General features: G+C 72.7%; 20 protein-coding genes and 1 pseudogene. 6 read left to right on the top strand and 15 right to left on the bottom strand.

Going from position 1 to position 23332, the window contains the following annotated elements:
* Positions 1–71: 71 nt before the first annotated feature.
* The 6 genes from CD790_RS28910 to CD790_RS28885 form a co-directional block, all read right to left on the bottom strand.
* Complete coding sequence (locus CD790_RS28910) at positions 72–2417, bottom strand: molybdopterin cofactor-binding domain-containing protein (protein WP_144386316.1); 2346 nt, start codon at positions 2415–2417, stop codon at positions 72–74.
* Positions 2414–4891 carry a (2Fe-2S)-binding protein gene (locus CD790_RS28905; protein WP_260867965.1) on the bottom strand — a complete coding sequence of 826 codons (2478 nt, stop codon included), beginning with the start codon at positions 4889–4891 and terminating at the stop codon, positions 2414–2416. The genes CD790_RS28910 and CD790_RS28905 overlap by 4 nt, the downstream gene beginning before the upstream one ends.
* Positions 4888–5805, bottom strand: coding sequence for a xanthine dehydrogenase family protein subunit M (locus CD790_RS28900; protein ID WP_144386315.1), 918 nt, complete (start codon positions 5803–5805; stop codon positions 4888–4890). The genes CD790_RS28905 and CD790_RS28900 overlap by 4 nt, the downstream gene beginning before the upstream one ends.
* Positions 5806–6080: 275 nt before the next feature.
* The gene (locus CD790_RS28895) at positions 6081–7610 is read right to left on the bottom strand and encodes a beta-N-acetylhexosaminidase (RefSeq protein WP_144386314.1); all 1530 of its coding nucleotides are present in this window, start codon (positions 7608–7610) and stop codon (positions 6081–6083) included.
* Positions 7611–7623: 13 nt separating this feature from the next.
* A complete protein-coding gene (locus CD790_RS36670; RefSeq protein WP_313956545.1) occupies positions 7624–7746 on the bottom strand; it encodes a DUF397 domain-containing protein in 123 nt (40 codons plus the stop codon).
* A gap of 53 nt (positions 7747–7799) precedes the next feature.
* On the bottom strand, positions 7800–8648 hold the full coding sequence (locus CD790_RS28885) for a helix-turn-helix transcriptional regulator (RefSeq protein WP_144386312.1): 849 nt from the start codon (positions 8646–8648) through the stop codon (positions 7800–7802).
* Between the two features lie 275 nt (positions 8649–8923).
* Between CD790_RS28885 and CD790_RS28880 the strand changes: the two genes are divergently transcribed.
* Complete coding sequence (locus tag CD790_RS28880; RefSeq protein WP_144386311.1) at positions 8924–9178, top strand: hypothetical protein; 255 nt, start codon at positions 8924–8926, stop codon at positions 9176–9178.
* Between the two features lie 164 nt (positions 9179–9342).
* On the opposite strand, the gene CD790_RS28875 is transcribed toward CD790_RS28880, so the two are convergent.
* The 4 genes from CD790_RS28875 to CD790_RS28860 all read right to left on the bottom strand — a co-directional run bounded on the left by CD790_RS28875 (position 9343) and on the right by CD790_RS28860 (position 12920).
* On the bottom strand, positions 9343–9843 hold the full coding sequence (locus tag CD790_RS28875) for a hypothetical protein (protein ID WP_144386310.1): 501 nt from the start codon (positions 9841–9843) through the stop codon (positions 9343–9345).
* A 22-nt stretch (positions 9844–9865) separates the two neighbouring features.
* Positions 9866–11149, bottom strand: coding sequence for a NucA/NucB deoxyribonuclease domain-containing protein (locus tag CD790_RS28870; RefSeq protein WP_260867964.1), 1284 nt, complete (start codon positions 11147–11149; stop codon positions 9866–9868).
* A gap of 64 nt (positions 11150–11213) precedes the next feature.
* Positions 11214–12455 carry a hypothetical protein gene (locus CD790_RS28865; RefSeq protein WP_260867963.1) on the bottom strand — a complete coding sequence of 414 codons (1242 nt, stop codon included), beginning with the start codon at positions 12453–12455 and terminating at the stop codon, positions 11214–11216.
* Positions 12456–12692: 237 nt separating this feature from the next.
* Positions 12693–12920, bottom strand: coding sequence for a hypothetical protein (locus CD790_RS28860; RefSeq protein WP_186319287.1), 228 nt, complete (start codon positions 12918–12920; stop codon positions 12693–12695).
* Positions 12921–13253: 333 nt separating this feature from the next.
* Between CD790_RS28860 and CD790_RS28855 the strand changes: the two genes are divergently transcribed.
* The 4 genes from CD790_RS28855 to CD790_RS28840 all read left to right on the top strand — a co-directional run bounded on the left by CD790_RS28855 (position 13254) and on the right by CD790_RS28840 (position 16691).
* Entirely contained in the window at positions 13254–13781 is a 528-nt protein-coding gene (locus CD790_RS28855) for a hypothetical protein (RefSeq protein WP_144386308.1), read from the top strand.
* A gap of 108 nt (positions 13782–13889) precedes the next feature.
* Positions 13890–14726: a DUF4097 family beta strand repeat-containing protein gene (locus CD790_RS28850; protein WP_144386307.1), complete on the top strand. Its 837-nt coding sequence runs from the start codon at positions 13890–13892 to the stop codon at positions 14724–14726.
* A gap of 157 nt (positions 14727–14883) precedes the next feature.
* The gene (locus CD790_RS28845) at positions 14884–15903 is read left to right on the top strand and encodes an ATP-binding cassette domain-containing protein (RefSeq protein WP_144386306.1); all 1020 of its coding nucleotides are present in this window, start codon (positions 14884–14886) and stop codon (positions 15901–15903) included.
* Entirely contained in the window at positions 15900–16691 is a 792-nt protein-coding gene (locus CD790_RS28840) for an ABC transporter permease (RefSeq protein ID WP_144386305.1), read from the top strand. Before CD790_RS28845 ends, CD790_RS28840 begins: the two co-directional genes overlap by 4 nt.
* 27 nt (positions 16692–16718) lie before the next feature.
* Here CD790_RS28840 and CD790_RS28835 read toward each other — a convergent pair whose 3' ends face one another.
* From CD790_RS28835 to CD790_RS28825, 3 genes are all read right to left on the bottom strand, one after another.
* Positions 16719–17798 (bottom strand): aromatic ring-hydroxylating dioxygenase subunit alpha, encoded by a 1080-nt coding sequence (locus CD790_RS28835; protein ID WP_144386304.1) that lies wholly within the window; start codon positions 17796–17798, stop codon positions 16719–16721.
* A gap of 272 nt (positions 17799–18070) precedes the next feature.
* On the bottom strand, positions 18071–18364 hold the full coding sequence (locus CD790_RS28830) for a DUF3039 domain-containing protein (RefSeq protein WP_144386303.1): 294 nt from the start codon (positions 18362–18364) through the stop codon (positions 18071–18073).
* Between the two features lie 592 nt (positions 18365–18956).
* Positions 18957–19562: a YqgE/AlgH family protein gene (locus tag CD790_RS28825; protein WP_144386302.1), complete on the bottom strand. Its 606-nt coding sequence runs from the start codon at positions 19560–19562 to the stop codon at positions 18957–18959.
* A gap of 353 nt (positions 19563–19915) precedes the next feature.
* On the opposite strand from CD790_RS28825, the gene murA reads away from it, so the two are divergent.
* Positions 19916–21250, top strand: a complete 1335-nt coding sequence (gene murA, locus CD790_RS28820; RefSeq protein ID WP_144386301.1) for a UDP-N-acetylglucosamine 1-carboxyvinyltransferase — start codon at positions 19916–19918, stop codon at positions 21248–21250.
* Between the two features lie 231 nt (positions 21251–21481).
* On the opposite strand, the gene CD790_RS28815 is transcribed toward murA, so the two are convergent.
* Positions 21482–21763 carry an HU family DNA-binding protein gene (locus CD790_RS28815; protein ID WP_007382399.1) on the bottom strand — a complete coding sequence of 94 codons (282 nt, stop codon included), beginning with the start codon at positions 21761–21763 and terminating at the stop codon, positions 21482–21484.
* Between the two features lie 293 nt (positions 21764–22056).
* Positions 22057–22983 (bottom strand): annotated as a pseudogene (locus CD790_RS28805) (NADP-dependent malic enzyme); the annotation flags it as partial.
* Positions 22984–23332: the final 349 nt, after the last annotated feature.

Raw genomic sequence — 23332 nt, 5'->3', positions numbered from 1 at the left:
GCTCCGGGTCGGGGACCGGGCGCCCCCCTTCGGCTGTCCGGGCGCGGGCGCCTCCGCGGGCGCCGGCCGGCTCAGGCGTTGACGACCGCCGACTGCGGCCTGATGGGCAGTCGGTTGACCGGCCGCCCGGTCGCCGCACGGACGGCCGCCGCGATGGCCGCGGGCGTGGTCACCACCGGCACCGCGCTGACCGCCTTGGCGCCGAAGGGCGCGACCACGTCCCGCTCCTCGATCAGCTCGACGATGCGGACGTCGGGCACGTCGACGGCGGTCGGCAGGGCGTAGTTGGTCAGGTCCGGGTGGCGGACGATGCCGCGCGAGGTGCGCAGGTTCTCGGTGAGGGCGGCGCCGATGCCCTGGGCCACCCCGGCCTCGATCCGGGCCGCCAGCTGGCGCGGGTTGAGCACTCGACCCACGTCCTGGGCCAGCGCGACGTCCACCACCCGGACCAGGCCGAGCTCGATGTCGACGTCCACCACCGCGCGGATCGCGCAGAAGGCGAGCCCGACGAAGGCGTCGCCCTGGCCCGACTCGTCCAGCGGCTCGGTGGGGTGCGGTCGGCACTGCGCCGTCGCCCACAGCTCCTTGCCCTCCAGCGCCTCCTCGACGGTGGTGCTGAGCACCCCGTCATACGAGGTGATCTTGCCGTCGGCGATGGTGAGCAGCTCGGTCGACATGCCGAACTGGTGCGCCAGCGGCTGGAGCAGCTGGGTGCGGACCATCTTGGCGGCCCGCTCGACGGCGCCGCCCGACACCCAGGTGTGGCGGCCGCGCGCGGCCGGCCCGGCCGGCGGCTGGTCGGTGTCGACGGAGGCGACGTGCACCTCCTCGATGCCCAGCACCTCCTGGACGATCTGTCGGGCCAGGGTGGTGAAGCCCTGTCCGGTCTCCACGGCCGCACAGATGACGGTCGCCACCGAGCCGGTCACCTTGACGGTGGCGGTGGAGACCTCGTCGGTGCCCTCGGCGCCGAGCATGTGCACCATGCCCAGCGCGTAGCCGACGCCGCGCCGTACCGCGTCCGGGTCGCCCGCGCCGTCCGGGCCCCCGGGCAGCAGCCACTCCCCCTCCCGGACGTCCGGATCGTCCTTGGGGAGCGGGGGCAGCGGCTCGTCCCGCACCGCGGTCAGCAGCTCCGCGACCGGGGCCGGGCAGGTGACGGCCTGGCCGGTGGGCAGCAGGTCGCCGGTGGCCATGGCGTTGCGCAGCCGCAGCTCGGCCGGGTCCATCCCCAGCTTGGCCGCGAGCTTGTCCATCTGGCCCTCGTACGCGGCGCACACCTGCATCGCGCCCTCGCCGCGCACATGGCCCGACGGCGGGTTGTTGGTGCGCACCGCCCAACCCTCGACGAAGGCGTGCGGGACGACGTAGGGGCCGCAGGCGAAGGAGACCGCGGCGGCGAGGGCGTCCGAGGAGGAGTCGGCGTAGGCGCCCGCGTCCAGCAGGATCTGCGCCTCGACCTTCAGCAGCTTGCCCTCGGAGTCCGCGTGGTGGCGGTAGCGCAGCAGGGTGGGGTGGCGGTGCGGGTGGCCGAGGAAGGACTCCTCGCGGGTCGCGGCGAGCTTGACCGGTCGCCCGGTGCGCAGCGCCAGCAGCCCCAGCGCGAGCTGCATCCCGGGGTCCTCGCGCTCCCCCATGGCGCCGGGCACGCCGGTCACCACCACCTTGACCAGCTCGGGCGGCAGCGCGAAGCAGGCGGCGGCCAGATCGCGGTCGCCGTGCGGGTCGGTGGAGGCGGTGTAGATCTCCACGCCGCCGTCCGGGCGCGGCACCGCGAGGCCGGCCTCGGCGCCGATGGGCGCCGGGTCCTGGCGGCCGATGCGGTAGAGCCCCTCCACGATGACGTCGCCGGTGACCGCGGGGTCGCCGAAGCGCAGCGGGATGTGCCGGATCAGATTGCCGTCGGGGTGCAGGGGTTCGGCGGAGAACGCCTGCTCGGGGTCGGTGACCGGCTCCAGCACCTCGTACTCGACGGCGATCGCCGCGGCGGCCAGCCGGGCGGTGTCGGGGTGGTCGGCGGCGACGGCGGCGATCGGCTCGCCGTGGTGGCGCACCAGGTCGTGGGCGAAGACCGGCCGGTCGGCGACGCGGCGGCCGTGGGCGGCGTCGCCGGGCACGTCCGCGTGGGTCACCACGGCCCGCACCCCCGGCATCTCGGTGGCCTGGGTGGTGTCGATGGACAGGATGCGGGCGTGCGGGTGCGGCGAGCGCAGCACGGCGGCCCACAGCAGCCCCTCGGCCCACAGGTCGGCCGCGTACGGGAAGGTGCCGGAGACCTTCGCGGCGGAGTCGGCGGGGGCCAGCGAGACGCCGATGCCGTGCCGCTGCGGCGCCGGGGCGGGTGGGGGGCCGGCGGAGGCCGCGAGGGCGGCGGCGGTGGCGGTCGCGGCGCCGATGCCGTCTGCGATTCCGGTCATGCCGTGGTCCCTCCGGTGCCGTTGCTGCCGCCGCCGTACGGGCCGCCGGGCCCGGCGCCGTACGGATCGCCGGGCGGCGCGACCTGGTGCGGGTCGGTCTGGTGGGGCAGCCCGGCACCCTGGGTGCCGGCGGGCGGGCCGGCCTGGTGCGGGATGCGGGCGGCGTCCGCCGCGGCGCTCTCCGCCTCCGCCGCCTCCGCCTCGGCTGCCGCCTCCCGGCCCTCGATGACCTCGCGGACCGCGTCGAGCACGCCCCGGTAGCCCGAGCAGCGGCAGAGGTTGCCGCAGATCGCCTGTCGGGTCTCCAGCTCGGTGGGGGCGTGGTTGCCCGCCAGCAGGTCGTGCACCGTCATCGCGAGGCCCGGCACGCAGAAGCCGCACTGCACGGCGCCGGAGGCGGCGAGCGCGGCCTGCACGTCGGACAGCCGGCCGTCGGCCGACAGCCCCTCCACGGTGCGCACCTCGCTGCCCGCGGCGGTCGCGGCGGGCACCAGACAGGAGGCCACCAGCCGCCCGTCGACCTGCACCGAACAGGCCCCGCACTCGCCCTGCGAGCAGCCGTCCTTCGCCCCGGCGAGCCCCAGCCGCTCGCGCAGCACGTAGAGCAGCGACTCGCCGATCCAGGCGCCGGTCACGGGCCGGTCGGCGCCGTTGACGCGCAGCACGTACGAGGCGTACGGGTGCTCGTCGTGCGCCGGCTCGGGCACGGCCTCGGCGGTCTCCGCGGCCTCGACCCGCTTCGCCGCGGGGGCTTCCGGGGCCTCGACCGCGGGCTCCTCGAGTGCCGCGGGCTCCTCGGCGGTCGCGGGTGCCGCCGCGTCGTCGCCCGCGGCGGCGGGCTCGGGGGCGACGGGCTCCGCGGGGGCGGCTACGTCGGCCGCGGCTACGTCGGCTGCGGCTGCGGCTGCGGCTGCCTGATCGTCGCCGGCGAGGTCGGCGGAGTCGGCGGGTCCGGCCTCCTCCGGGGCGTGCGCGGTGTCCGACGGCGGTGCCGCGGGCGCCTGCTCGGCCGCGGGCGGCTCGGCGGGCGCGGGCACCACCACGGGCTCGACCGGCTCGACCGGCTCCGTCGCGGGGGCGGCGGGCGCGTCCACGGCGGCGGGCGCCGGGGGCGCCTCACGCACCGTGGCCGGTGCCTCCGCGGCGGCCGCCGGGGCCTCGAAGCTCCGCGGGGCCTCGACGGGATGCGCGGCCTCGACGGACTGCGGAGCCTCGACGACCGGGAAGGGCTCGTGGGGCTGCTGCCGCGGCACCGTGGCGGTGTGTCCGGCGGGCTCGGGTTCGGCGCCGGGGTGCGGGCGTGGGTCGGCGGGCTCCCCGGGGCTGCCCGGATAGCCGGCCAGGCCGGCGTGCCGCTCCCCGTACGGGTCGTCCGGCGCGAAGCCCTGGGGGGCCGGGGCGGGGCCGGGGTGCTCGGTGACCGAGTACTCCCCGGACTCGTCCACGCCCTCGTCGCCGGCGACCGGGATCGACCACTGGCCGGTCTGCGGGGAACCGCCCGCCGAGGCGTCAGCCGGCTGCTCCCGGAAGGGCATCGGGAACTGCATGGTGTCGCTCGGGTCCTGCCCCGTCTGCCCCATCTGTCCCGTCTGCCGCGCCTCAGCGCGCGCCGCGGCGGACCTCCGCGCGCGCCCGCGCGTCAGCTGGTCGCCGAGCGCGAACCCGGCGGACTCGGCGTGGCCGGTGTCGGGGTGGCCACCGGCCGCGCCCTCGGCGACGCCCTGGAAGGACCACTGGCCGGTGTGGCCGGGACCGGTGTCGCCGGTGCCGACCGCGGGGCCGTGGCCGTGCTCGGGACCGTGTCCGTGCTCGGGGCCGTGGCCGTGCGGGTGGCCGGGGGTGTGCGGGTGGCCGGGGGTGTCGCCTCGCGTGGCGGCGGGCCAGCGCGCGGCGGCCGCGGCGTCGCCGACGGGGTAGTCACCGGTCTCGTCCACGCCCTCGTCGCCGGCGACCGGGATCGACCACTGGCCGGTCTGCGGGGACCCGCCGTCGGGGGGCGTGGGCCACTGCCCGGTCGCGCCGGGGGCGTGCCCCCCTCCGAAGGCGTACTCAGCGGTGTCGCCGGAGCTCGCGCCCGCCGGGGCGCCGCCGGGCGTGTCGGCCGCACCCGGGGCGGGCCAGGGCACGTCGGCGCCCATCTGGTCCACGGGCAGCGTCCAGTGCCCGGTCGCGCCGGGGTCGGCGGCGGTGGCGGCCGCGGGAGCGGGCGTATGCCCCCACTGGCCGCCGTGCGCGGGCTGCGCGCCGTGCGGGGTCGGTGCGCCGTGCGCGGGCGCCGACGTCACCGGCGGGGGCGTGTACCCCGTGCCGGGCGCGGCGAGCGGGTCCCAGCCGCCGGGCAGGGCGGAGCCGTCCATGAGGCCGGGCGGCAGCTGCACGAAGGCGGTGCCTTCGGCGTCGTACTCGGGACCGCGCGGAATCGGCTGCCACCCGCCCGTGGGCTCGGGCTGCTGTGGCTGCTGTTCGTCACTCACGCGAGTGCCCTCCCCAGTGCTCGGCGGGCCAAGGCTGCCACCGTACGCCTCAGGTGGAGCGCTGCTGGCGGCAGGGTCATCGGCTCCGTGCCGTCCTGCGGCGGTGCCGGGTCGGGGATACAGGCCGCGGCGACGTAGTCGCCGAAGGCCCGGCACACCTCGGGGTCGAGCCCGCGGTCGCCGTCCCAGTCGATGAGCGAGGCCACCCACGCCTCGGCGTCCAGCGGCCGCAGCGGCATCGGCGCCACCGCGCCGACGGCGCAGCGCACATGGCGCCGGGCCGGGTCGAGGACGACGGCGACCGAGGCGGTGGCGCGGCCGGGGCCGGTGCGGCCGGTGGCCTTCAGGAAGGTCTGCGGGGCGTGCAGCAGCGGGACGCGTACGAAGCCGATGAGTTCGCCCGGACGCAGCATCTGGACGCCGGCGAGCAGGTCCCCGATCGGGATCTCGCGGTGCGCGGTGCCGCCGCCGTCCGCGGTGCCGAAGACGACCAGCACGGCGCCGAGCGCGGCCAGCACGGGGAGCGAGTCGCCGGTCGGCGCGGCGGTGACGATGTTGCCGCCGAGGGTGCCCGCGTTGCGGATCTGCGGCGGTCCCGCGGCGCGCGCGGCGGCGGCCAGCGCCGGGATGAGCGCGGCGAAGTCGGGGCGGCCCATGCGCGCATGGGTGAGGCCGGCGCCGAGCAGGGCGTGCCCGTCCTGGTACTGCCAGCTGCGGATCTCGCTGATCCGGCCCAGGCCGACCAGTCCGGCGGGCCGCAGCAGACCGGAGTTGACGGCCGCCATGAGATCGGTGCCACCCGCCACGGGCACGGCGGCGGGCATGGCGGCGAGCGCTGCCACGGCCTCGTCGAGCGAGCCCGGCAACGTCACCGTGTTCACCGTGTGCGCCGCCTGCGGTGCGTGCGTGGTCAACCGCTGCCCCTTCCCCGGGTGTCCCGGCTGTTTCCGCCGTACGGTACGTGCTGACAGCCCGGACGACGCAACTTTGGCACATCTTCCGAGTCGGTCGTCGCGAGGGTCCAGGAAGCGGCGATCCGTCCCTGACCAGGGCGTTGGCCCGGTTTGACCCAACCAGACCGGTGCGCACGGAATGCCACGTTTCAGGGACCCTTGTACGACTTACGGCTTCGGATGAGGGACCACCGTCCCAGGGGGCGACCGGGCGGGTAAGCGCCTTCCGCCCCGGCTCACACGATCGGGGGTGCCCCGTCACGCGGGCGTCCCGGCAGTCCGGGTCTGCGCTGCCACGGCCGCGGTCCGCCAGGTGGCCGGTAGTCGACCCCGAGGGCGTCCAGCCGGGCGTAGTGCGCCCCCATGCGCCTCAGGAAGCCGTCCACATCCCGAGCGGCGGGGGCGGGCAGGTCGGACCACACCACCTCGGCGAACGCGGCGAGCCGGGGGAAGGTCTGGTAGTCCACCCGCTGCGGGGTCTCCATCACCTCGGTCCACGCGTTGGCCTGCGCCCCGAGCACCCGGGCCGCCTCCGCCGCGGTCAGCTCCGAGGGCACCGGCTCGAAGCGGTAGACGTCCTCCAGCGTGCGCACGTACCCGATGGGCACCGGCTCGTCCGGCCCCTCCGCCTGCCGGTGGTCCAGGTACACGTGTGGCTCCGGGCACATGACGACATCATGGCCGGATCGCGCCGCTGCCATGCCTCCCGCGTACCCCCGCCACGAGGCCACGGCGGCCCCCGGCGACAGCCCACCGCCCTCCAGGATCTCGTCCCACCCGATCAGCCGTCGCCCGCGCTCGGCCAGCCATGCGCCGAAGTGCCGGACGAACCACCCCTGAAGCGCGTCCTCGTCGGCCAGCCCGAGCCGCTCCCGCTGCGCCCGGGCGGCCGCCGACGCCCGCCACTGCTCCTTGGGGCACTCGTCGCCCCCGATGTGGACGAAGGTGGAGGGGAAGAGCTCCAGCACCTCCTCCAGCACCCCTTCGTAGAAGCGGAGGGTCGCCTCGGTCGGCGCGAGCACGTTCGGGGAGATGCCCCAGTCGGTCCAGACGGTCAGCGCGGCCGTGTCGACGACGTCGGCGTTGCCGAGCTCCGGATACGCGGCGATCGCGGCCTGCGAGTGCCCGGGGACGTCGATCTCCGGCACCACGGCGATATGGCGCTCGGCCGCGTACGCCACGATCTCGCGCAGGTCGTCCCGCGTGTAGTAGCCCCCGTGCGGCCGCTCGTCCCACAGCGGCGAGGCCCCGGACCCCAGCCGGGACCGGGCCCGCCACGCGCCCACCTCGGCCAGCCGCGGATACCGCTCGATCTCGATCCGCCAGCCCTGGTCGTCGGTCAGATGGAAATGGAACACGTTCAGTTTGTGCGCCGCCAGCAGGTCGAGATAGCGCAGCACCCCGTCCTTGGGCATGAAGTGCCGCGCCACGTCGAGCATGAACCCGCGCCAGCCGAACCGGGGCGCGTCCTCGACGACGACGTGCGGGACGGTCAGGGGGCGGTCGGGGTGGATCCGCGCCTTCCGGAACGCGTCCGGCCCGAGGAGCTGCCGTAGGGTCTGCCGCCCCCAGAACACCCCCGCCTCGCCTCCTCCGACGATCTCGACTCCGTCGGGGCCCGTGGTCAACCGATAGCCCTCCGGGCCGAGGCGCGCGGCGACACCCGGATCGACCCGGGTCCGGACGGCGTCCTCCCGGAAGGGGTACGGACCGCGGGCGGGGTCGTGGGCGAGGTGACGGGGGGCGGGGATGAGGTCGAGGTCCATGGCGCCCGGTTCGTCAGCGCTTGACGGCGTCGATGAACACGGCCCAGGCGGGGGCCGGGAAGACGAGAACGGGGCCGTCGGGGTTCTTACTGTCCCGGACGGGGACGTAGCCGGTAGGCCGGTGGCCCACTTCCACGCAGTCGCCACCGCCCCCACCGCTATAGGTGGATTTACGCCACGTGACGCCTCTCAGGTGGAACCCTCGGGTGCGCATGCGCTGAAGCCCTCCATCGCCTCGCGGATCAAGGCAGTTGACGCAGCCGGGGGAAGCGCCATGGCCTGCACAAGATCGTATCGGTGCGAGTGCCGCGCCACTGCCGCCCTGTCTTCCACCAGTTCGCCGTGGTGTCCGCCTTCAAGGTAGGCCACATCGGGCATGCTTTCGAAGGACAGCAGCGTCAACGTTCCATCCATGGCCGAATGTGCCCCGGCCGAGTAGGGCAACACCTGGATCTCGACGTTCGGGGCCTGCGTACATTCGATGACGTACGCCAACTGCTCCCGCATGGCGGCGGCCCCGGCGACCGGCCGCCGGATCACCGCCTCGTCCAACACGGCCCACAGCAGTGGCGGTTCGGGGCCCGAGAGCAGGCTCTGTCGAGCGAGTCGCGCCTGGGTCTTCTCCTCGATCGCGTCCGGGGCCAGCCACGGCAGCCCGACGCGCAGCACCTCGCGGGCGTAGGTCTCCGTCTGCAACAGGCCGGGGACTGTATGCGCGGTGTACTTGTGCATGGCACACGCCCTGGCCTCCAGCTCGATGAACCGCTGCGCCCAGTCAGGAAACGGCGTCCGCTTGACGTGCGTCCACAGCTCGATGAGGTCACCGTCCGCCCCGAGGACGGCGTCCAGCGCCACGCACACCTCCTCCGGAGGCGTCTCCTTGCCCAGTTCGAACTGGGCGATCCGGCTGTGCGCGGTGCAGACCTTCGCCCCCAACTCCCGCTGCGTCCAGCCCGCGCGCATGCGCAGCTTGCGGAGCTTCAGACCGAACAGGGCCTCCAGGGACTTCGACGGGTCAAGCTCCTTCGGCGCAGGCATCGTTGCTCCGTTTTCGCTCTCGCATTCCGAAAACCGCTCCCCCTTACGGAGGCTAGCCCCGCTCGGTAACCCTTGGGGCACATAGCGTCATTTCCCACCCACGAGAAGACCCCCGCGACCGTGGCACCGGTCCGGGGGCGTGGCCAACCTGGAAAGAGGCAGGTCGACATGGCGAACGCTACCGCCGCGGTCTTCGAGCCGCTATTGCGACTGCTGTTCCCGGCCAAGGGCCGGCATCGGGCGGGCGGGGGCCGCCACCGGGCGGCGGTGGCGCGATGAGCGACCACCGTTACGAGGAGCTGCCCCGCTCGCTGCGGCTGACGCACGGGGTACGGCGCGAGGGCGAGCAGTTCGCCATCGGGGCGCTGGTCTTCCGGGGCGCCGTACAGATCGGCACGACGGAGGTGCTGCTCTCCATCAACGACGCGTCCGTGATCAACGCCCAACTGACCCGGCTGCTCAACGAGCAGGCGTTCCCCGGGATGGAGGAGCGGGCGCGGCAGCGGCGGCGGGAGCGGTGGGGATACTGATGGTGGACCAGCCGAAGCCCCCCGAGAAGCAGACGCAGACCGCCAAACGCGAAGCCCTCACCAAGAACCTCCGGAGGCTGAACAGGTGGTCGTCCACCGGAGGGGGCCGATAAGCCTGAGCGGTGCTCCGACCATCGGCCGGAGCACCGCTGCGACATCCGTGATCAGTCCCGGAACCACAGGTCGATGACGTACTGCTCCTGAACCGGACTCTGCTTCAGCGTCTCCCAGAGCCGGTCGTCATCCCACTCCTCTTCCACGCTGCGATCAAGGCACGAGTCGTAGTGATCGGCCGTGGCTTGGCGTCCGTTCCAGGAAGCATGCCCTCGATAATCACCTGGTCGCGGCAGCGTCATCTCACCTGCCGAGCCGTAGGTGAATTCGTTTATTTCCAGCGTGCCGGTCTCCGATGTCAGAGTCACCGGCACCGTTCCCTCCGCGTCTGTGGGGCACGGCTGGGGGGTGTCCCAGATGCGGATGACCACCTCGACGTCGATGTCCCGCTGCAGGCTGTGCAGGTACAGGTGGTGGCTGCTGCCAGCGACGACCTGGGTCCGCGCAGCGTCAAGGGCGTCGTTGTCCGTGGCGCCGATGTTGGCGTCGGCGATCTCCACTGCCCCGAAATCAGGTTTGGCCGATGTGCGGTACTCGGCGATGAGGGCCATGAGGTTCCTCCGGCGATGAGACTCAGGAGACGATGGTCACATAGAACGGATCGCCGTCCAGCACGCGGTTTGCCTGGTACATGCCATTCAGACGTTTCGTACCGACGGTTTGATTGTCGTCGCTACTCAAGAGGCGGACGGAGAACTTGTTGTTGCCCGCGTTGGCGCCCTCCTTGGTGGAGGCGAAGGGGTACTCGTCGCAGTCGAGGCCACTGCCGCTGTAGCTGCCCCACACCTCCGTGCAGGCCCTGATGGCCTTCTTGCGATTCAGATCTCGCTTGCCCTTGTCCATGAGCCGGTGCAGCGGCTCCTTGGCTCCAGGAACCGACTTGCCCAGCCAAGAAGGGAAGGTCCGCTCAGGGCGATTCTGAGCGTCATAGATGTGCAGAGCGCTCTCGTTCACGGCCGGGTCCTTCATGCTCAACCTGAGCGCCACCCGCGCCTCGGTGAAGACGGTTCCCATGTGCTTGCCGACTGCGGGACCCGCGTAGTCGAAGCGCGCGAGGGAGCGGTAGGAGCCGGCGAGAGAGTAGGGCAAGGCGTTCGGCGAGCCGGCATTGAGGTCCATGAACAGCATGGCCGCGACACGCTGGCGGTTGCCCTTGTCGTACTGCGGTCCCTTGTCGGGAGAGGTATACGTCAGCTGCCACGAGGGGGTCTTGTCCCACACTCCGAGCAGCTCATCCCGCCTGATCACCCCAGGCTCGGTGACCTTGGGGTCCGGGTCGCTGTCGTTGAGGTCGATACCGAGGTCGAAGGACTGCCCGATGCGCCACTTCTTCGCGTCCTCGCCGTGGACAGCCTGCACGATGATGTCCTCGACGCTGGCGGTGTAGTCCGCCCGTCTGCTGCCGTCGTGGGCGCGGCCGAGTATCCAGACGTCGAACTTGAGACGACCTATGTCCCTGGTGCCGTCCAGGGACCGAAGCACCAGGTCGTAGGGGCGTTTCTGGCAGCTCTGCCAGCGGCTTTTGACCCACCCCTTGACGGTCTTGGCTTCCTTCTCGTGCTTGGCGCACTCCTTGCGTAAGGCTTCATCAGCCGACTTGGGGTTCGGAGAGGGCCTCGATGCGGTGTTCTTGCCGCGGCTGCGCTGATACTGGCTAAACGGGACCGGCTTGGGCAGATCGCTCAGTTCTTCAGCGGGAACCGTAGAGGCGTCCACCCATTCGTACCTCTTCTGCTTGGGTGCGGCAGGACCTCCGTCAGGGGCCGCTGCGGCTCCGGTTGCGGCGAGCAGGGTAAGGGCGCAGGCGGTGACCGCACCGCGCTTCCACTGTCGGGTCAGCTGGAGGCGCTGGGACAAGGTGTGCTCCTTGGCGATGGGAAGTGGGCGTGTCGGTGGGATGTGCAACATGAGCCACGGCCGCCTATGAGCGGCACATCTGACCCCAGCACGCCTCCAGAAGCTGGCCGGTCTGCGCGGAGTACGTGGCACGGAAGCCGGTGAAGCGAAGGCCGCGCTTCTCCAGGCCGGGAGTGGTGTGCGACGACTTCACCGTCCACACGCGGGGGCCGACGGACGCGACGGGGAATTCGGCTGGTGTCCGTGCGCTGGTGACGCTGACGCCCTCCGGGGCCACGGCGAAGGAGGCGGCGGCGCGGGCCCGGACCGCGGATGCGCTGACGCCGGCGGGTGCGACGGGGTCCGCCGAGGAGGGAACGGCATGCAGGGCGGTGGCGTTGCACACCCGCGCGGTGCGCACGCATCGAGACAAGCCGGGAACCGTATTCAGGCAGGCGTCGGGGTCCTTCGCCAAGCACTGTTGCAGCGCCCTCTGGTCCACGCCGTTGAACACGCGGGGTACGGAGCCACTGACCGTCGGGGCCGGTGGTGCGGTCTCCTGAGCGGCCGGAACGGCCTGCTGCTTACGCGGCTTGCCCACCGTCCACTGAGTGAAGGACTGCCCGCCGGTGAGCCGCGTCTTGAAACAGTACGGGGGCTTCTTCTGTTTGCCGCACCCGGGAAGCGAGATGACCTTGGCGGTGTTCTTCGTCTTGATCCTGTGCCAGGTTCGGTTGAGGTCCAGGAACTGCATGCGATCGCCGATGTCCGGCACGTTCACGTACTGCGGGCCCATGACTTCCAGTCCGGTATCGATCCGGTTGAGGCCGAGGACCACTTTGAGCTGATCGGTGGTGCTGCCGACCTGGTTGAAGTCGTACAGCACGTCCCACTGGTGACCCTTGTCCTTGCGGATGGTCAGGTAAGTGTGGTTACGCCGGTCCGCCTTGTTCGGGTTCACCCCGGCGGTGATGGCCTTCGTCCGTCCACCGTGCTTGCCCAGTTCGGTCCAGCGCGGGCCGTAGGTGGAGGTGGTCTTACCTGTCTTCTCCGCGTACAGACCGATCTCGATGTTGGGCGCGAACGGCGACTTCTCGTTGTTCGGCGTGACCCTCAGGTAATTGGACGCCTGTACCGTCTCGTGAGGTGTGGCCACCCGGTCAAAGGTGATGGGCACATTCCGCCAGGTAGCGAAGCCGCCGATCATCGACTCTCCCGGTTCGCTACACGTCATCGCCCAGAAGACCTTCTGTGCGCCGTAGACAATGTCGCACTGCTTCTTGGGCGCATCCGCGTGAGCCGGCGCGATCCCCGCCAGCGGAAGCAAGGCCGCAACCACTGCCGTCGACGTAAGTGCAGCAAGTCTTGTGCATATACGCAAAGTGACCCCCTGGAAGTGATCAGTAATGAGCGCGCACAAGCTAACACCGCAACATCGCGATAAGCCGACATTCGGATTGAATGTCTTGAATTCTGCGCCCTTGGGCACGACGCCAGCCGGCAACTCCGCGGAGTTCGGTGACGGGCGCCCCCGCAAGCCCTGACGGCCATCGTGTACCGCCGGTCAGCGCCGGCCTTGATTGCGCGGATGGTTCCGCGCCACCCGCTCGTTGCCGAACTTGTACGCGCCCGTCCAGCGCGCCATCACCAGTTGCTCGTCGCCGGATTCGACCTCGGCGAGGAACTTCTGTGCGCGCGGGCCGCGGAGGGTTGCGGCGGGGCGGCCGTGGTGGGTGATGTCCACCGTGCCGTCGGCGTGGTGGGTGTAGGTGAAGCCATGGGGTCTGGGCACGGGCGGGATCGTAGGGCCGGGCTTCCGAGGCCGGTAGTGGTTTTCCCGGGGCCGGGCCGCCCCGGGAGCGAGGGAGCGCCATACGACGCCACGCGATGCCGTACGGTGCCACGTGACGCCAGGCAACACCACGCGGTGCCACACGGCGCCACAAGGTGCCACCTGGGCGCCACGCCTGGCGCACAAGCGTGCTGGATCTCGGGCCACCCCAGGCCCGCACACCCCGTACGGCACACGGCGCCAGGCCGCTCCACGCCACCCGTCGGCGCCAAGCGGCGCCACCCGGCGCCACTCCCGCTTGCAATGGCGCCACGATGGCGCCATACTGGCGTTATGGACCTCACGCCCTACGTCGAAAACCTCCGGCACGAGCTCGCGGTCGCCGCGGCCGCCGGTGGTGAGGAAGCCCGGGAGCTGGCCGAGCGGCTCACCGCGCCTCTGGAGTCGGCCACCCGGCTCACCCTGCTGAACGCGCTGTCCTCCGCCATGGGCGAGGTCACCCGCGAGCTGGCGCCGGGGTCCGTCGACGTACGGCTGCGCGGGCTCGACCCCGAGTTCGTCGTGACGCCGGCGCCGGGGCAGGAGCCGGCCGCGGCGGACGAGCAGCCGCCGGGCCCGCCCGCCGGCGGGCGGGCGGCGGCGCCCGTGGACGTCGAGGACGGCGGCACCGCGCGGATCAACTTCCGGCTGCCGGCGAACCTGAAGGCGCGGATCGAGGAGGCCGCCGGCCAGGAGAGCCTGTCGGTCAACGCCTGGCTGGTACGGGCCGCCGCCACCGCCCTGGCCCCCGCCGAGCAGCGCCCCCGCCCCGCCGAGCGCAGCCGCCGGGGCCAGAGCAGCTACACGGGCTGGGTCAGCTAGCCACCCCGCGCCGCCCCGCACCACCACCTTCACCTCACCGCTGCCACCAGCCACTTCACCGCTGCCACCAGCGGAAACGCACACCTGAGCCAAGAGGACGGGACAGCCATGCCTGCTTTCGACACCCCAGCGCCCATCACCGCCACCCTCGAGTTCGAGGTCGCATCGATCCGCATCACCGCCGGCAAGCGCGCCGAGACCGTGGTCGAGGTGCAGCCGCAGGACACCACCCGGGACGCCGACATCCAGGCCGCCGAGCAGACCAAGGTCGGCTACGCGGACGGCCGGCTGACGGTCAAGGGGCCGAAGAAGCGCTCACTCTTCGGCAAGCCCGGCATGCTGGACGTCCGCGTCGAGCTGCCGGCCGGTTCGAAGATCGACGGCGTCACCGCCCTGGGGAACGTCACCTGCGCGGGGCTGCTGGGGGACTGCCGGCTGAAGACCTCGCTCGGTGACCTCCACGTCGAGGACGCCGCGCAGGTCCGGCTGAAGACCAGCCACGGCGACATCCGACTGGACCGCGCCTCGGGGGACGCGGAGGTGAGCGGCGCGGGCCGGATCGAGATCGGCGAGGTCGCCGGCGCCACCACGGTGGAGAACGCCAACGGCGACATCGAGGTCGGCGAGGCCGTCGGCGAGCTGCGGGCCAAGTCCGCCAACGGCCGCATCTCCGTGAACGTCGCCCACTCCGGGGTCGACGCCCGGTCCGCCAACGGCGCCATCCGCGTCCACGAGGTGGCGAGCGGCCGGATCGCGCTGCGGACCGCCGTCGGCGACCTGGAGGTCGGCATCCCCGAGTCCACCGCCGCCTGGCTCGATGCGCAGACCCAGTTCGGCCAGGTGCGCAACTCCCTCGGCCCCGCCCAGGGGCCCGGCACCTCCACCCGGACCGTCGAGGTGCACGCCCGCACCAGCTACGGCGACGTCGTGATCCGCCGCGCCTGACCGGCCGGCCCTCCGACACCCCCACCGGCGCGCCCGTCGGCCGCGCCCCACTGAACCCGCCAGCGCGCCCATCGGCCGGAACCTGGCCGTCACTCGCCAGCGCGCCCCTCAGCCATACCCTCCGTCACCCGCCAGCTCACCCATCGAAGAGGCAGGCATGACCACAGGAACACTCACCGCCCAAAACACCCGCACCGCCGCCATCTCCGCCACCGGACTGTCCAAGTCCTACGGTGACAAGGTCGTCCTCGACGGACTGGACCTGCACATCCCCGAAGGCACCGTCTTCGCCCTGCTCGGCCCCAACGGCGCCGGCAAGACCACCACCGTGGAGATCCTCTCCACGCTCATCCCCGCCGACGGCGGCGAGGTGCGCGTCGCCGGCCACGACCTGGCCCGCGAACCGGAGGGCGTACGCGCCGCGATCGGCGTCACCGGCCAGTTCTCCGCCGTCGACAACCTGCTGACGACGCGGGAGAACCTGACGCTGATGGCGGACCTGAACCACCTGGACAGCCGCGAGGGACGGCGCCGCGCCGCCGAGCTGCTGCACCGCTTCGAGCTGACCGAGGCCGCCGGCAAGCCCGCCGCCACCCTCTCCGGCGGCATGCGGCGCAAGCTGGATCTGGCGATGACCCTGGTCGGCGACCCGCGGATCATCTTCCTCGACGAGCCCACCACCGGGCTCGACCCGCGCAGCCGCCGCACCATGTGGGAGATCATCCGCGGCCTGGTCGCGGACGAGGGCGTCACCATCTTCCTCACCACGCAGTACCTGGAGGAGGCCGACCAGCTCGCCGACCGCATCGCCGTCCTGGACCACGGGAAGCTGGTCGCCGAGGGCACCGCGGAGGAGCTCAAGCGGCTCATCCCCGGCGGTCACATCCGGCTGCGGTTCGCCGACGCCCCGGCGCTCGACGCGGCCGCCGCCCTGTTTGGCTCCGTCGCCATCTCGCGCGACAGCGAGGCGCTCACCCTACGGATCCCCAGCGACGGCAGCGTGCCCACCCTCCGCGCCGTACTCGACGTCATCGACAACGCCGGGGTCCGGGCCGAGGAGTTGACCGTGCACACCCCGGACCTCGACGACGTCTTCCTCACCCTCACCGGACGCCCCCGGCCCACCGACCCCGCCGCCGCCCAGCCGACCGACACCCGCGAGGAGCACGCCCGATGAGCACCGCCTCGTACGCCACCCGCGACTCCCTGACGATGTTACGGCGCAACCTGAAGCACGCCCTGCGCTACCCGTCCCTGACGCTCATGGTCGCCGCGATGCCCGTCATGATGCTCCTGCTGTTCAACTACGCCTTCGGCAACGCCCTGGGCGACGGCATCAGCACCATGCCGACCGGCGGCGACGAGTACATCGACTACGTCGCCCCCGGCATCCTCCTGATGGCCACGAGCAACGGCGCCCTGTCCGCCGCCATCAGCGTCTGCACCGACAAGACCGAGGGCATCGTCAACCGCTTCCGCACCATGTCGATCTCCCGGTCCTCCTTCCTGACCGGCCATGTCGTCGGCAGCGTGATCCAGACGCTGGTGGGCCTCGCGCTCGTCGCCGGCGTGGCGCTCGCCGTCGGCTTCCGCCCCGACGCCACGCCCGTGGAGTGGCTGGCGGCCGCCGGGCTGCTCACCCTGCTCGCCCTCGCCCTCACCTGGCTCTGCGTCGCCATGGGCCTGGTGGCCAAGTCCGTCGAGACCGCCAGCAACCTGCCCATGCCGCTGACGTTCCTGCCCTTCCTCGGCAGCGCCATCGTGCCCACCGACTCCATGCCCACCGGGCTGCGGTACTTCGCCGAGTACCAGCCCTTCACCCCGATGATCGAGACCCTGCGCGGGCTGCTGGTCGGCACCGAGATCGGCAACAGCGCGGTGATCTCCCTCGCCTGGTGCGCGGGTCTCACCCTGGCCGGCTACCTGTGGGCCCGTACGGCCTTCGCCCGCGCGACCCGGCGGTAGCCCCACCCGCTCCACCCGCCCGCCCGCTCAGCCGCCTCGTCCGCGGCCCGCGGGCGGGCCTTCGTCGAGCCGCTCCGCCCCGCTCCCGAGGGGCTCGCTGTAGAACTGCTCCGCCCACCGGCGGAACCTCCCGATGGGACCGTCCCCCTTGGTGAGCCGCGGGTGCGCCAGATGGGTCTTGTTCTCCCAGATGGGGACGTCCTCGGCGTTGTCGCGCGCGGCCAGCCAGGTGTACGGGCGGGCCGCCAGCGCCACCAGCGTCCGGACGAGGCGACCGTGACCGGTGCCGGCCGGGCGCAGGGCGACCGCCATGCGGATCTCGACCCGGCAGGGGTCCGTGGGCGTGACGCAGAACCAGCCGCGCGCCCGGAACCGGAACTGGGGGCTGTCGACCTGGACCCGGACCACACCGAGCCCCTGCATGACCACCCGGGACACGGGCGAGGCCGCGGAGATCTTCCAGGCCGCACCGGCCCGGCCGGTACGGATCCGGTTGGCCGTCTCCAGCCGCGTGCCCTCGAACCGGGGAGGGCTGACGACCTCCAGCCGGTAGCCGTGGACCGGGAGGAAGTGCCCGTAGTCCACGAGGTTCTCCATGACGTCCTGCGGGTGGTCCCGCCGGGTGAGAAGCACGCAGTACGGCTCCGGGAAGCCCTCGGGCGGCAGCGCCTCGATCTCCCAGGACGGGGGCTCGTGTCGGGCGTGGCGCCAGACGAAGACGAGGCCGTCCAGCTCCCGGCACGGCAGGGTGGCCAGCCGGGCCTTGGGCGGCGGGGTTCCGTAGCCGGTCGCGACGCACACCCCGTCCGGGCCGAACCGGAAGTGGTGGAAAGGGCAGCGGATGTTCTCGCCCCGGACCGTGGCGCCGTGGCCGAGGTGTGCCCCCAGGTGCGGGCAGTAGGGCCGGACGGCGCGCGGCCGCCCGCTCGCGGTCCGGTAGAGGACCACGTCCTCACCCGTGAGCCGCCGGTTCAGCACCGTGCCGGGCTTCAGCTCCGCACTGGTGGCCAGGGCGAACCAGCCGTCGGGGTAGGGGAGCCGCGCCGCCTGGGGCAGTCCGGGGTCCACGAGGCGTCGCTCGGAGCGGTCGAGTCCCCACAGCCGCATGGCGCACCCCTCGTGGCGATCGGCGGGCCGGGGCGTCGGCCGCCACCCGCTGTTCCCCTGCCCCGCGGCGCTCGACCCCGGGTGGAGCGCCGGTCGGGCGCGGGCTTCCGCGGTCCGCGCGCTCGCCTCCCGAGGCGTTGTTCACAAGGCGCGACGGCCGTCGCGGGGCGGGCACAGCGCGGCGCGCCCGGTCGGCCCCCCGTCTCGCGGGGGTGTCGACCGGGCGCGCCGTGGGCGGTCAGCCGGGCCGCCGGACGCGGCCGGCCGGCTGGCTACTTCTTGCCGCCGCCCTTGCCGTCCTTGCCCTTGTCGTCGCCGGCGCCCATGCCGTCGAAGATCTCCTTGCACATCGGGCAGACCGGGTACTTCTTCGGGTCACGACCCGGCACCCAGACCTTGCCGCACAGGGCGACCACCGGAGATCCGGAGAGCGCGCTCTCCATGATCTTGTCCTTCTGTACGTAATGGGCGAAGCGCTCGTGGTCGCCGTCACCGTGCGACACCTGCGGTGTCGGCTCAACGAGGGTCCCCGTACCTGCCCCGCGCTCGGGCTCAAGAGTGCTCATACGGACCAAGGGTACTCACGCCCGTCGGGTGCGGGGAGCGGCCGGGCCGAGGCTCTCCGCACCCGAGGCGGCCGGGGCGGCGGGCGGCGGGCGCGCTGTCCCCAGGCGCCACGCCGGCCCCAGCGCTGCCACCCCGGCCGCCGCCCGGGAAGGGCATATCCGGCCATGCCCACGGCGCGCGCCGCCCCGCCCAGGCCAGCGCCCGGCAGCGCGGCGCCCCGGGCGGCGGCGCGTGGGCGGCGGCGGTCGCCGGCGCCGAGCGCGCCCCGGCCCCGGCGCTCGCGACGGCCCGCGCGGCGAGCGACACGGCCGGCGGGCGGCTGCTGCCGCGCGAGGAGCGGGTGGCCGTGGTGGTGGACCGCGCGGCGGGCGGCGGGCGGCTGCTGGGCCGGGGCGAGCCGGCCAAGCGGCCGCTGGTGGTCGACACGGTCAGCGGCACCACCCGGCCCGAGCCGTGACCGGTCGACGCCCGCCCCCAACACGACTGCCCGGCGGGGAACTTCGACGAGCCCCGGGGGTCCGCTTCGTCCGGCCGAAAAACGCCCCGCCGGTCGGGGTCCGGCCGGTCGGGTCGAATCGGCGGGTGCGGGCGTCAGTTGAGCGACGGATCGTCCGGATACGTGGCCACCATCGCCAGTTCGCTGCGCTGTCGCCGCAGCACCGAGCGCCACAGCCGCTGCGGGTCGGGCGAGGACACGTCGCCGGGCTCCGACTCGACCACGTACCAGGCGCCTTCGGACAGTTCCTGCTCCAACTGGCCCGGGCCCCAGCCGGCGTACCCCGCGAAGATCCGCAGCGAGCCGAGGGCCGCGGCCAGCAACTCGGGGGGCGCCTCCAGGTCGACCAGGCCGATCGCGCCGTGCACCCGGCGCCAGCCCAGCGGCCCGTCGCCGGCCACCGAGGAGGGCAGGCCCGCCCGCTCCTCCCGGTCCGCCTCGCCGGGCACCACGGCCACGCCCAGCGCGGAGTCCATGGAGACCGGGCCGCCCTGGAAGACCACCCCCGGCTCCCCCGCCAGCGCCGCCCAGGACTCCAGGATGTCCCCGACCCCCACCGGCGTCGGACGGTTGAGCACAACCCCCAGCGAGCCCTCCTCGTCGTGGTCGAGGAGAAGCACCACCGCGCGGTCGAAGTTCGGGTCGGCCAGCGCGGGTGTCGCGACAAGCAGTCGCCCTGTGAGCGAGGACACCTCGGTCATGGCCACATGATCCCCCATTTCGGGCCCGGAGGGGGAGTGGAAGACGAGTCCCGTCCGAGCGCGGGCCGGGGCGTACGAACGCAGGCGCGGCGCACGTCGCCGGGGATCACCTTGGGTCGTCGGGGCCGCACGGAGCGTGGGTCGCCGCCCTCGCGGCGGCGGACGCGACCCGGCCGGTGGCACGGACGTCACCCGGAACACCCGCTTCCGTAACCGCCCGTCCCCACGCCCGCACGGAGCGTGTGAATACCGCGCTCCGGTTGCCGAAACGACCCCCTCGGCCTGACGGAGGCGCTTCGCGCGGCGTTTACTCTTTTGCTCTGCCCCTGCCCATCCCAGGAACGCGAGACCAGATGACCGGCATCGATGATGTACTGCTCGTCCACGGCGGCACCCCGCTGGAAGGCGAGATCCGTGTCCGCGGCGCGAAGAATCTCGTGCCCAAGGCCATGGTCGCCGCGCTGCTCGGCAGTGAGCCGAGCCGGCTGCGCAATGTGCCCGACATCCGCGATGTCCGCGTGGTGCGCGGCCTGCTCCAGCTGCACGGCGTGACCGTGCGCGCCGGCGACGAGACCGGCGAGCTGGTCCTGGACCCGACCCGCGTGGAGAGCGCCAACGTCGCGGACATCGACGCGCACGCGGGCTCCTCGCGCATCCCGATCCTCTTCTGCGGCCCGCTGCTGCACCGCCTCGGCCACGCCTTCATCCCGGGCCTGGGCGGCTGCGACATCGGCGGCCGGCCCATCGACTTCCACTTCGAGGTGCTGCGGCAGTTCGGCGCGACGATCGAGAAGCGCGATGACGGCCAGTACCTGGAGGCCCCGCAGCGGCTGCGCGGCACCAAGATCCGCCTGCCCTACCCCTCGGTCGGCGCCACCGAGCAGGTCCTGCTGACGGCCGTGCTGGCCGAGGGCGTGACCGAGCTGTCCAACGCGGCGGTCGAGCCGGAGATCGAGGACCTCATCTGCGTGCTGCAGAAGATGGGCGCGATCATCGCCATGGACACCGACCGGACCATCCGGATCACCGGTGTCGACAAGCTCGGCGGCTACAACCACCGCGCCCTGTCGGACCGCCTGGAGGCGGCCTCCTGGGCGTCGGCCGCGCTGGCCACCGAGGGCAACATCTACGTGCGCGGCGCCCAGCAGCGCTCGATGATGACCTTCCTCAACACCTTCCGGAAGGTCGGCGGCGCCTTCGAGGTCGACGACGAGGGCATCCGCTTCTGGCACCCGGGCGGCTCGCTCAACGCCATCGCCCTGGAGACCGACGTCCACCCCGGCTTCCAGACCGACTGGCAGCAGCCGCTGGTGGTCGCCCTGACCCAGGCGTCCGGCCTGTCGATCGTGCACGAGACGGTCTACGAGTCCCGGCTGGGCTTCACCTCGGCGCTGAACCAGATGGGCGCGCACATCCAGCTCTACCGCGACTGCCTGGGCGGCTCGGCCTGCCGCTTCGGCCAGCGCAACTTCCTGCACTCGGCGGTCGTCTCCGGACCGACCAAGCTGCAGGGCGCCGACCTGGTCATCCCCGACCTGCGCGGCGGCTTCTCCTACCTGATCGCGGCGCTGGCGGCGCAGGGCACCTCCCGGGTGCACGGCATCGACCTGATCAACCGCGGCTACGAGAACTTCATGGAGAAGCTCCAGAGCCTCGGCGCCAAGGTCGAGCTCCCCAGCGGTTCCTGACGCGGCGCCGGCTCACCGGCCGGCCCCGCCCTGGTTCGCCGTCAGCCCCGTACGGCCTGTACGGGGCTGTACGGCCCGTACAGGCCGTACACGACGTACGGGGCCCGGCGGCCCGCCGCGGGCCCGCACAGGCCCGTAGACGGCCGCACAGGCCCCATGGAACGCCGAGGGCGGCCACCCTTCCCCGGGTGGCCGCCCTCTTCTCACGCCCGCACGACGGGCGCGGTGGCCTTACTTGCCCTTGGCGGCTTCCTTGAGCTTGGAGCCCGCGGAGACCTTCACGCTGTAGCCGGCCGGGATCTGGATCGGGTCGCCGGTCTGCGGGTTACGCGCGGTGCGAGCGGCACGGTGGGTGCGCTCGAAGGTCAGGAAGCCGGGGATGGTGACCTTCTCGTCGCCCTTGGCGACGATCTCGCCGACGGTCTCGGCGAAGGCGGCCAGGACGGCGTCGGCGTCCTTGCGCGTCACCTCGGCGCGGTCGGCCAGGGCGGCCACCAGCTCACTGCGGTTCATGTTGTACTCCCGTGTTCTTCTTGCCAATGAGGCGTGAGATCGAAGCCGATGCTGCCAGGGCCCTCGGACAGTCCCCGGACCCGGGTCCACTGGTTCAGACCCTCGCGCCCGGAACGCATCCTGCCCGCACCTGTGGCGGGAAAGCCAATCCGGCGCCCTCGAAGGTCACACGAAGAGCGCCGTGACGGCCGTTTTTTCTGCCCGTCACCCTATGGCGAGGGGCCAAGTGGCACACCGCGCGACGCGCCGTCCCAGCAGGGCGGCGCGTCGCGCGACAAGCGGTTCTCCCGGCCTCAGACGCCGTTCACGTCGACCGTCGCGGTCACGGCCCGGGCGGCGTCCCGGACGGCGCCCGCGACGGCCCCCGCGACCTTGTCGTTGAAGACGGACGGGATGATGTAGTTCGCGTTGAGCTCCTCGTCGTGCACCACGTCGGCGAGCGCCCGCGCGGCGGCGAGCATCATCTCGGTGTTCACGGTGCGCGACTGGGCGTCCAGCAGGCCGCGGAAGACGCCCGGGAAGACCAGCACGTTGTTGATCTGGTTGGGGAAGTCGGAGCGGCCGGTGGCCACCACCGCGGCGGTCTGCCGGGCGAGGGCCGGCTCCACCTCGGGGTCGGGGTTGGCCAGCGCGAAGACGATCGCGTTCTCGGCCATCGCGGCGACGTCCTCACCGCCCAGCACGTTGGGGGCGGAGACGCCGATGAACACGTCGGCCTCGCGCACCGCCTGCTTCAGCGTGCCGGTGACACCCTCGGGGTTGGTGTTGTCCGCGATCCAACGCAGCGGCGACTCGGGATCGGCGTCGACCAGGTCGGCGCGGCCGGCGTGGACCACGCCCTCGATGTCGGCGACCACGGCGTGCTTGACGCCGGCGGCGATCAGCAGCTTGAGGATCGCGGTGCCCGCGGCGCCGGCGCCGGACATGACCACCCGCACGTCCTCGATGGCCTTGCCGACCACCCGCAGCGCGTTGGTGAGCGCGGCGAGCACCACGATGGCGGTGCCGTGCTGGTCGTCGTGGAAGACCGGGATGTCCAGGGCCTCGCGCAGCCGGGCCTCGATCTCGAAGCAGCGCGGGGCGGAGATGTCCTCCAGGTTGATGCCGGCGAAGCCGGGGGCGATCGCCTTTACGATGGCGACGATTTCATCGGAGTCCTGGGTGTCCAGGCAGATCGGCCAGGCGTCGATGCCGGCGAAGCGCTTGAAGAGGGCGGCCTTGGCCGGAGGACTCCACGGCCGTGGTCAGCTGGCTCACGGCGCTGCCACCGGCCGGCACCTCCAGTCGGACCGTCATCGAGTACGAGACGCTAGGCGCCGTTGCCATGGCCGTGTTCCTCTGCTTTCCCTTGTTTCACGTGTAACCGCGGACCAGGGAGCCCCTGGGCCCACGCCATCAGATGGTCGCACCTACCTGTCGGTACGAGGTAACCAACCCCGAGTTTCGGAAATATTGTTCTGCAATACGAGATGGGGTCAGCCGGGTGGAAGCCCCCACTCCTTCGCGGGAACGGCCGGGCGAGGCGGGGCGGCGCGCGGCGCCGAAGTCCCTAGGATCTGGCGGCGACCA

Origin of the sequence: Streptomyces sp. SAJ15 (genome assembly GCF_007595705.1) — a bacterium.
Classification (GTDB): domain Bacteria; phylum Actinomycetota; class Actinomycetes; order Streptomycetales; family Streptomycetaceae; genus Streptomyces.
This window is presented reverse-complemented; position numbering and strand designations above follow the sequence as displayed.

Bases quoted from the DNA above. Each gene is read 5' to 3' on its own strand.
- CD790_RS28910 (WP_144386316.1), bottom strand. From the start codon at position 2,417: ATGACCGGAATCGCAGACGGCATCGGCGCCGCGACCGCCACCGCCGCC.
- CD790_RS28895 (WP_144386314.1), bottom strand. From the start codon at position 7,610: ATGGACCTCGACCTCATCCCCGCCCCCCGTCACCTCGCCCACGACCCC.
- CD790_RS28885 (WP_144386312.1), bottom strand. From the start codon at position 8,648: ATGCCTGCGCCGAAGGAGCTTGACCCGTCGAAGTCCCTGGAGGCCCTG.
- CD790_RS28880 (WP_144386311.1), top strand. From the start codon at position 8,924: ATGAGCGACCACCGTTACGAGGAGCTGCCCCGCTCGCTGCGGCTGACG.
- CD790_RS28875 (WP_144386310.1), bottom strand. From the start codon at position 9,843: ATGGCCCTCATCGCCGAGTACCGCACATCGGCCAAACCTGATTTCGGG.
- CD790_RS28855 (WP_144386308.1), top strand. From the start codon at position 13,254: ATGGACCTCACGCCCTACGTCGAAAACCTCCGGCACGAGCTCGCGGTC.
- CD790_RS28850 (WP_144386307.1), top strand. From the start codon at position 13,890: ATGCCTGCTTTCGACACCCCAGCGCCCATCACCGCCACCCTCGAGTTC.
- CD790_RS28845 (WP_144386306.1), top strand. From the start codon at position 14,884: ATGACCACAGGAACACTCACCGCCCAAAACACCCGCACCGCCGCCATC.
- CD790_RS28840 (WP_144386305.1), top strand. From the start codon at position 15,900: ATGAGCACCGCCTCGTACGCCACCCGCGACTCCCTGACGATGTTACGG.
- CD790_RS28835 (WP_144386304.1), bottom strand. From the start codon at position 17,798: ATGCGGCTGTGGGGACTCGACCGCTCCGAGCGACGCCTCGTGGACCCC.
- CD790_RS28830 (WP_144386303.1), bottom strand. From the start codon at position 18,364: ATGAGCACTCTTGAGCCCGAGCGCGGGGCAGGTACGGGGACCCTCGTT.
- CD790_RS28825 (WP_144386302.1), bottom strand. From the start codon at position 19,562: ATGACCGAGGTGTCCTCGCTCACAGGGCGACTGCTTGTCGCGACACCC.
- murA (WP_144386301.1), top strand. From the start codon at position 19,916: ATGACCGGCATCGATGATGTACTGCTCGTCCACGGCGGCACCCCGCTG.
- CD790_RS28815 (WP_007382399.1), bottom strand. From the start codon at position 21,763: ATGAACCGCAGTGAGCTGGTGGCCGCCCTGGCCGACCGCGCCGAGGTG.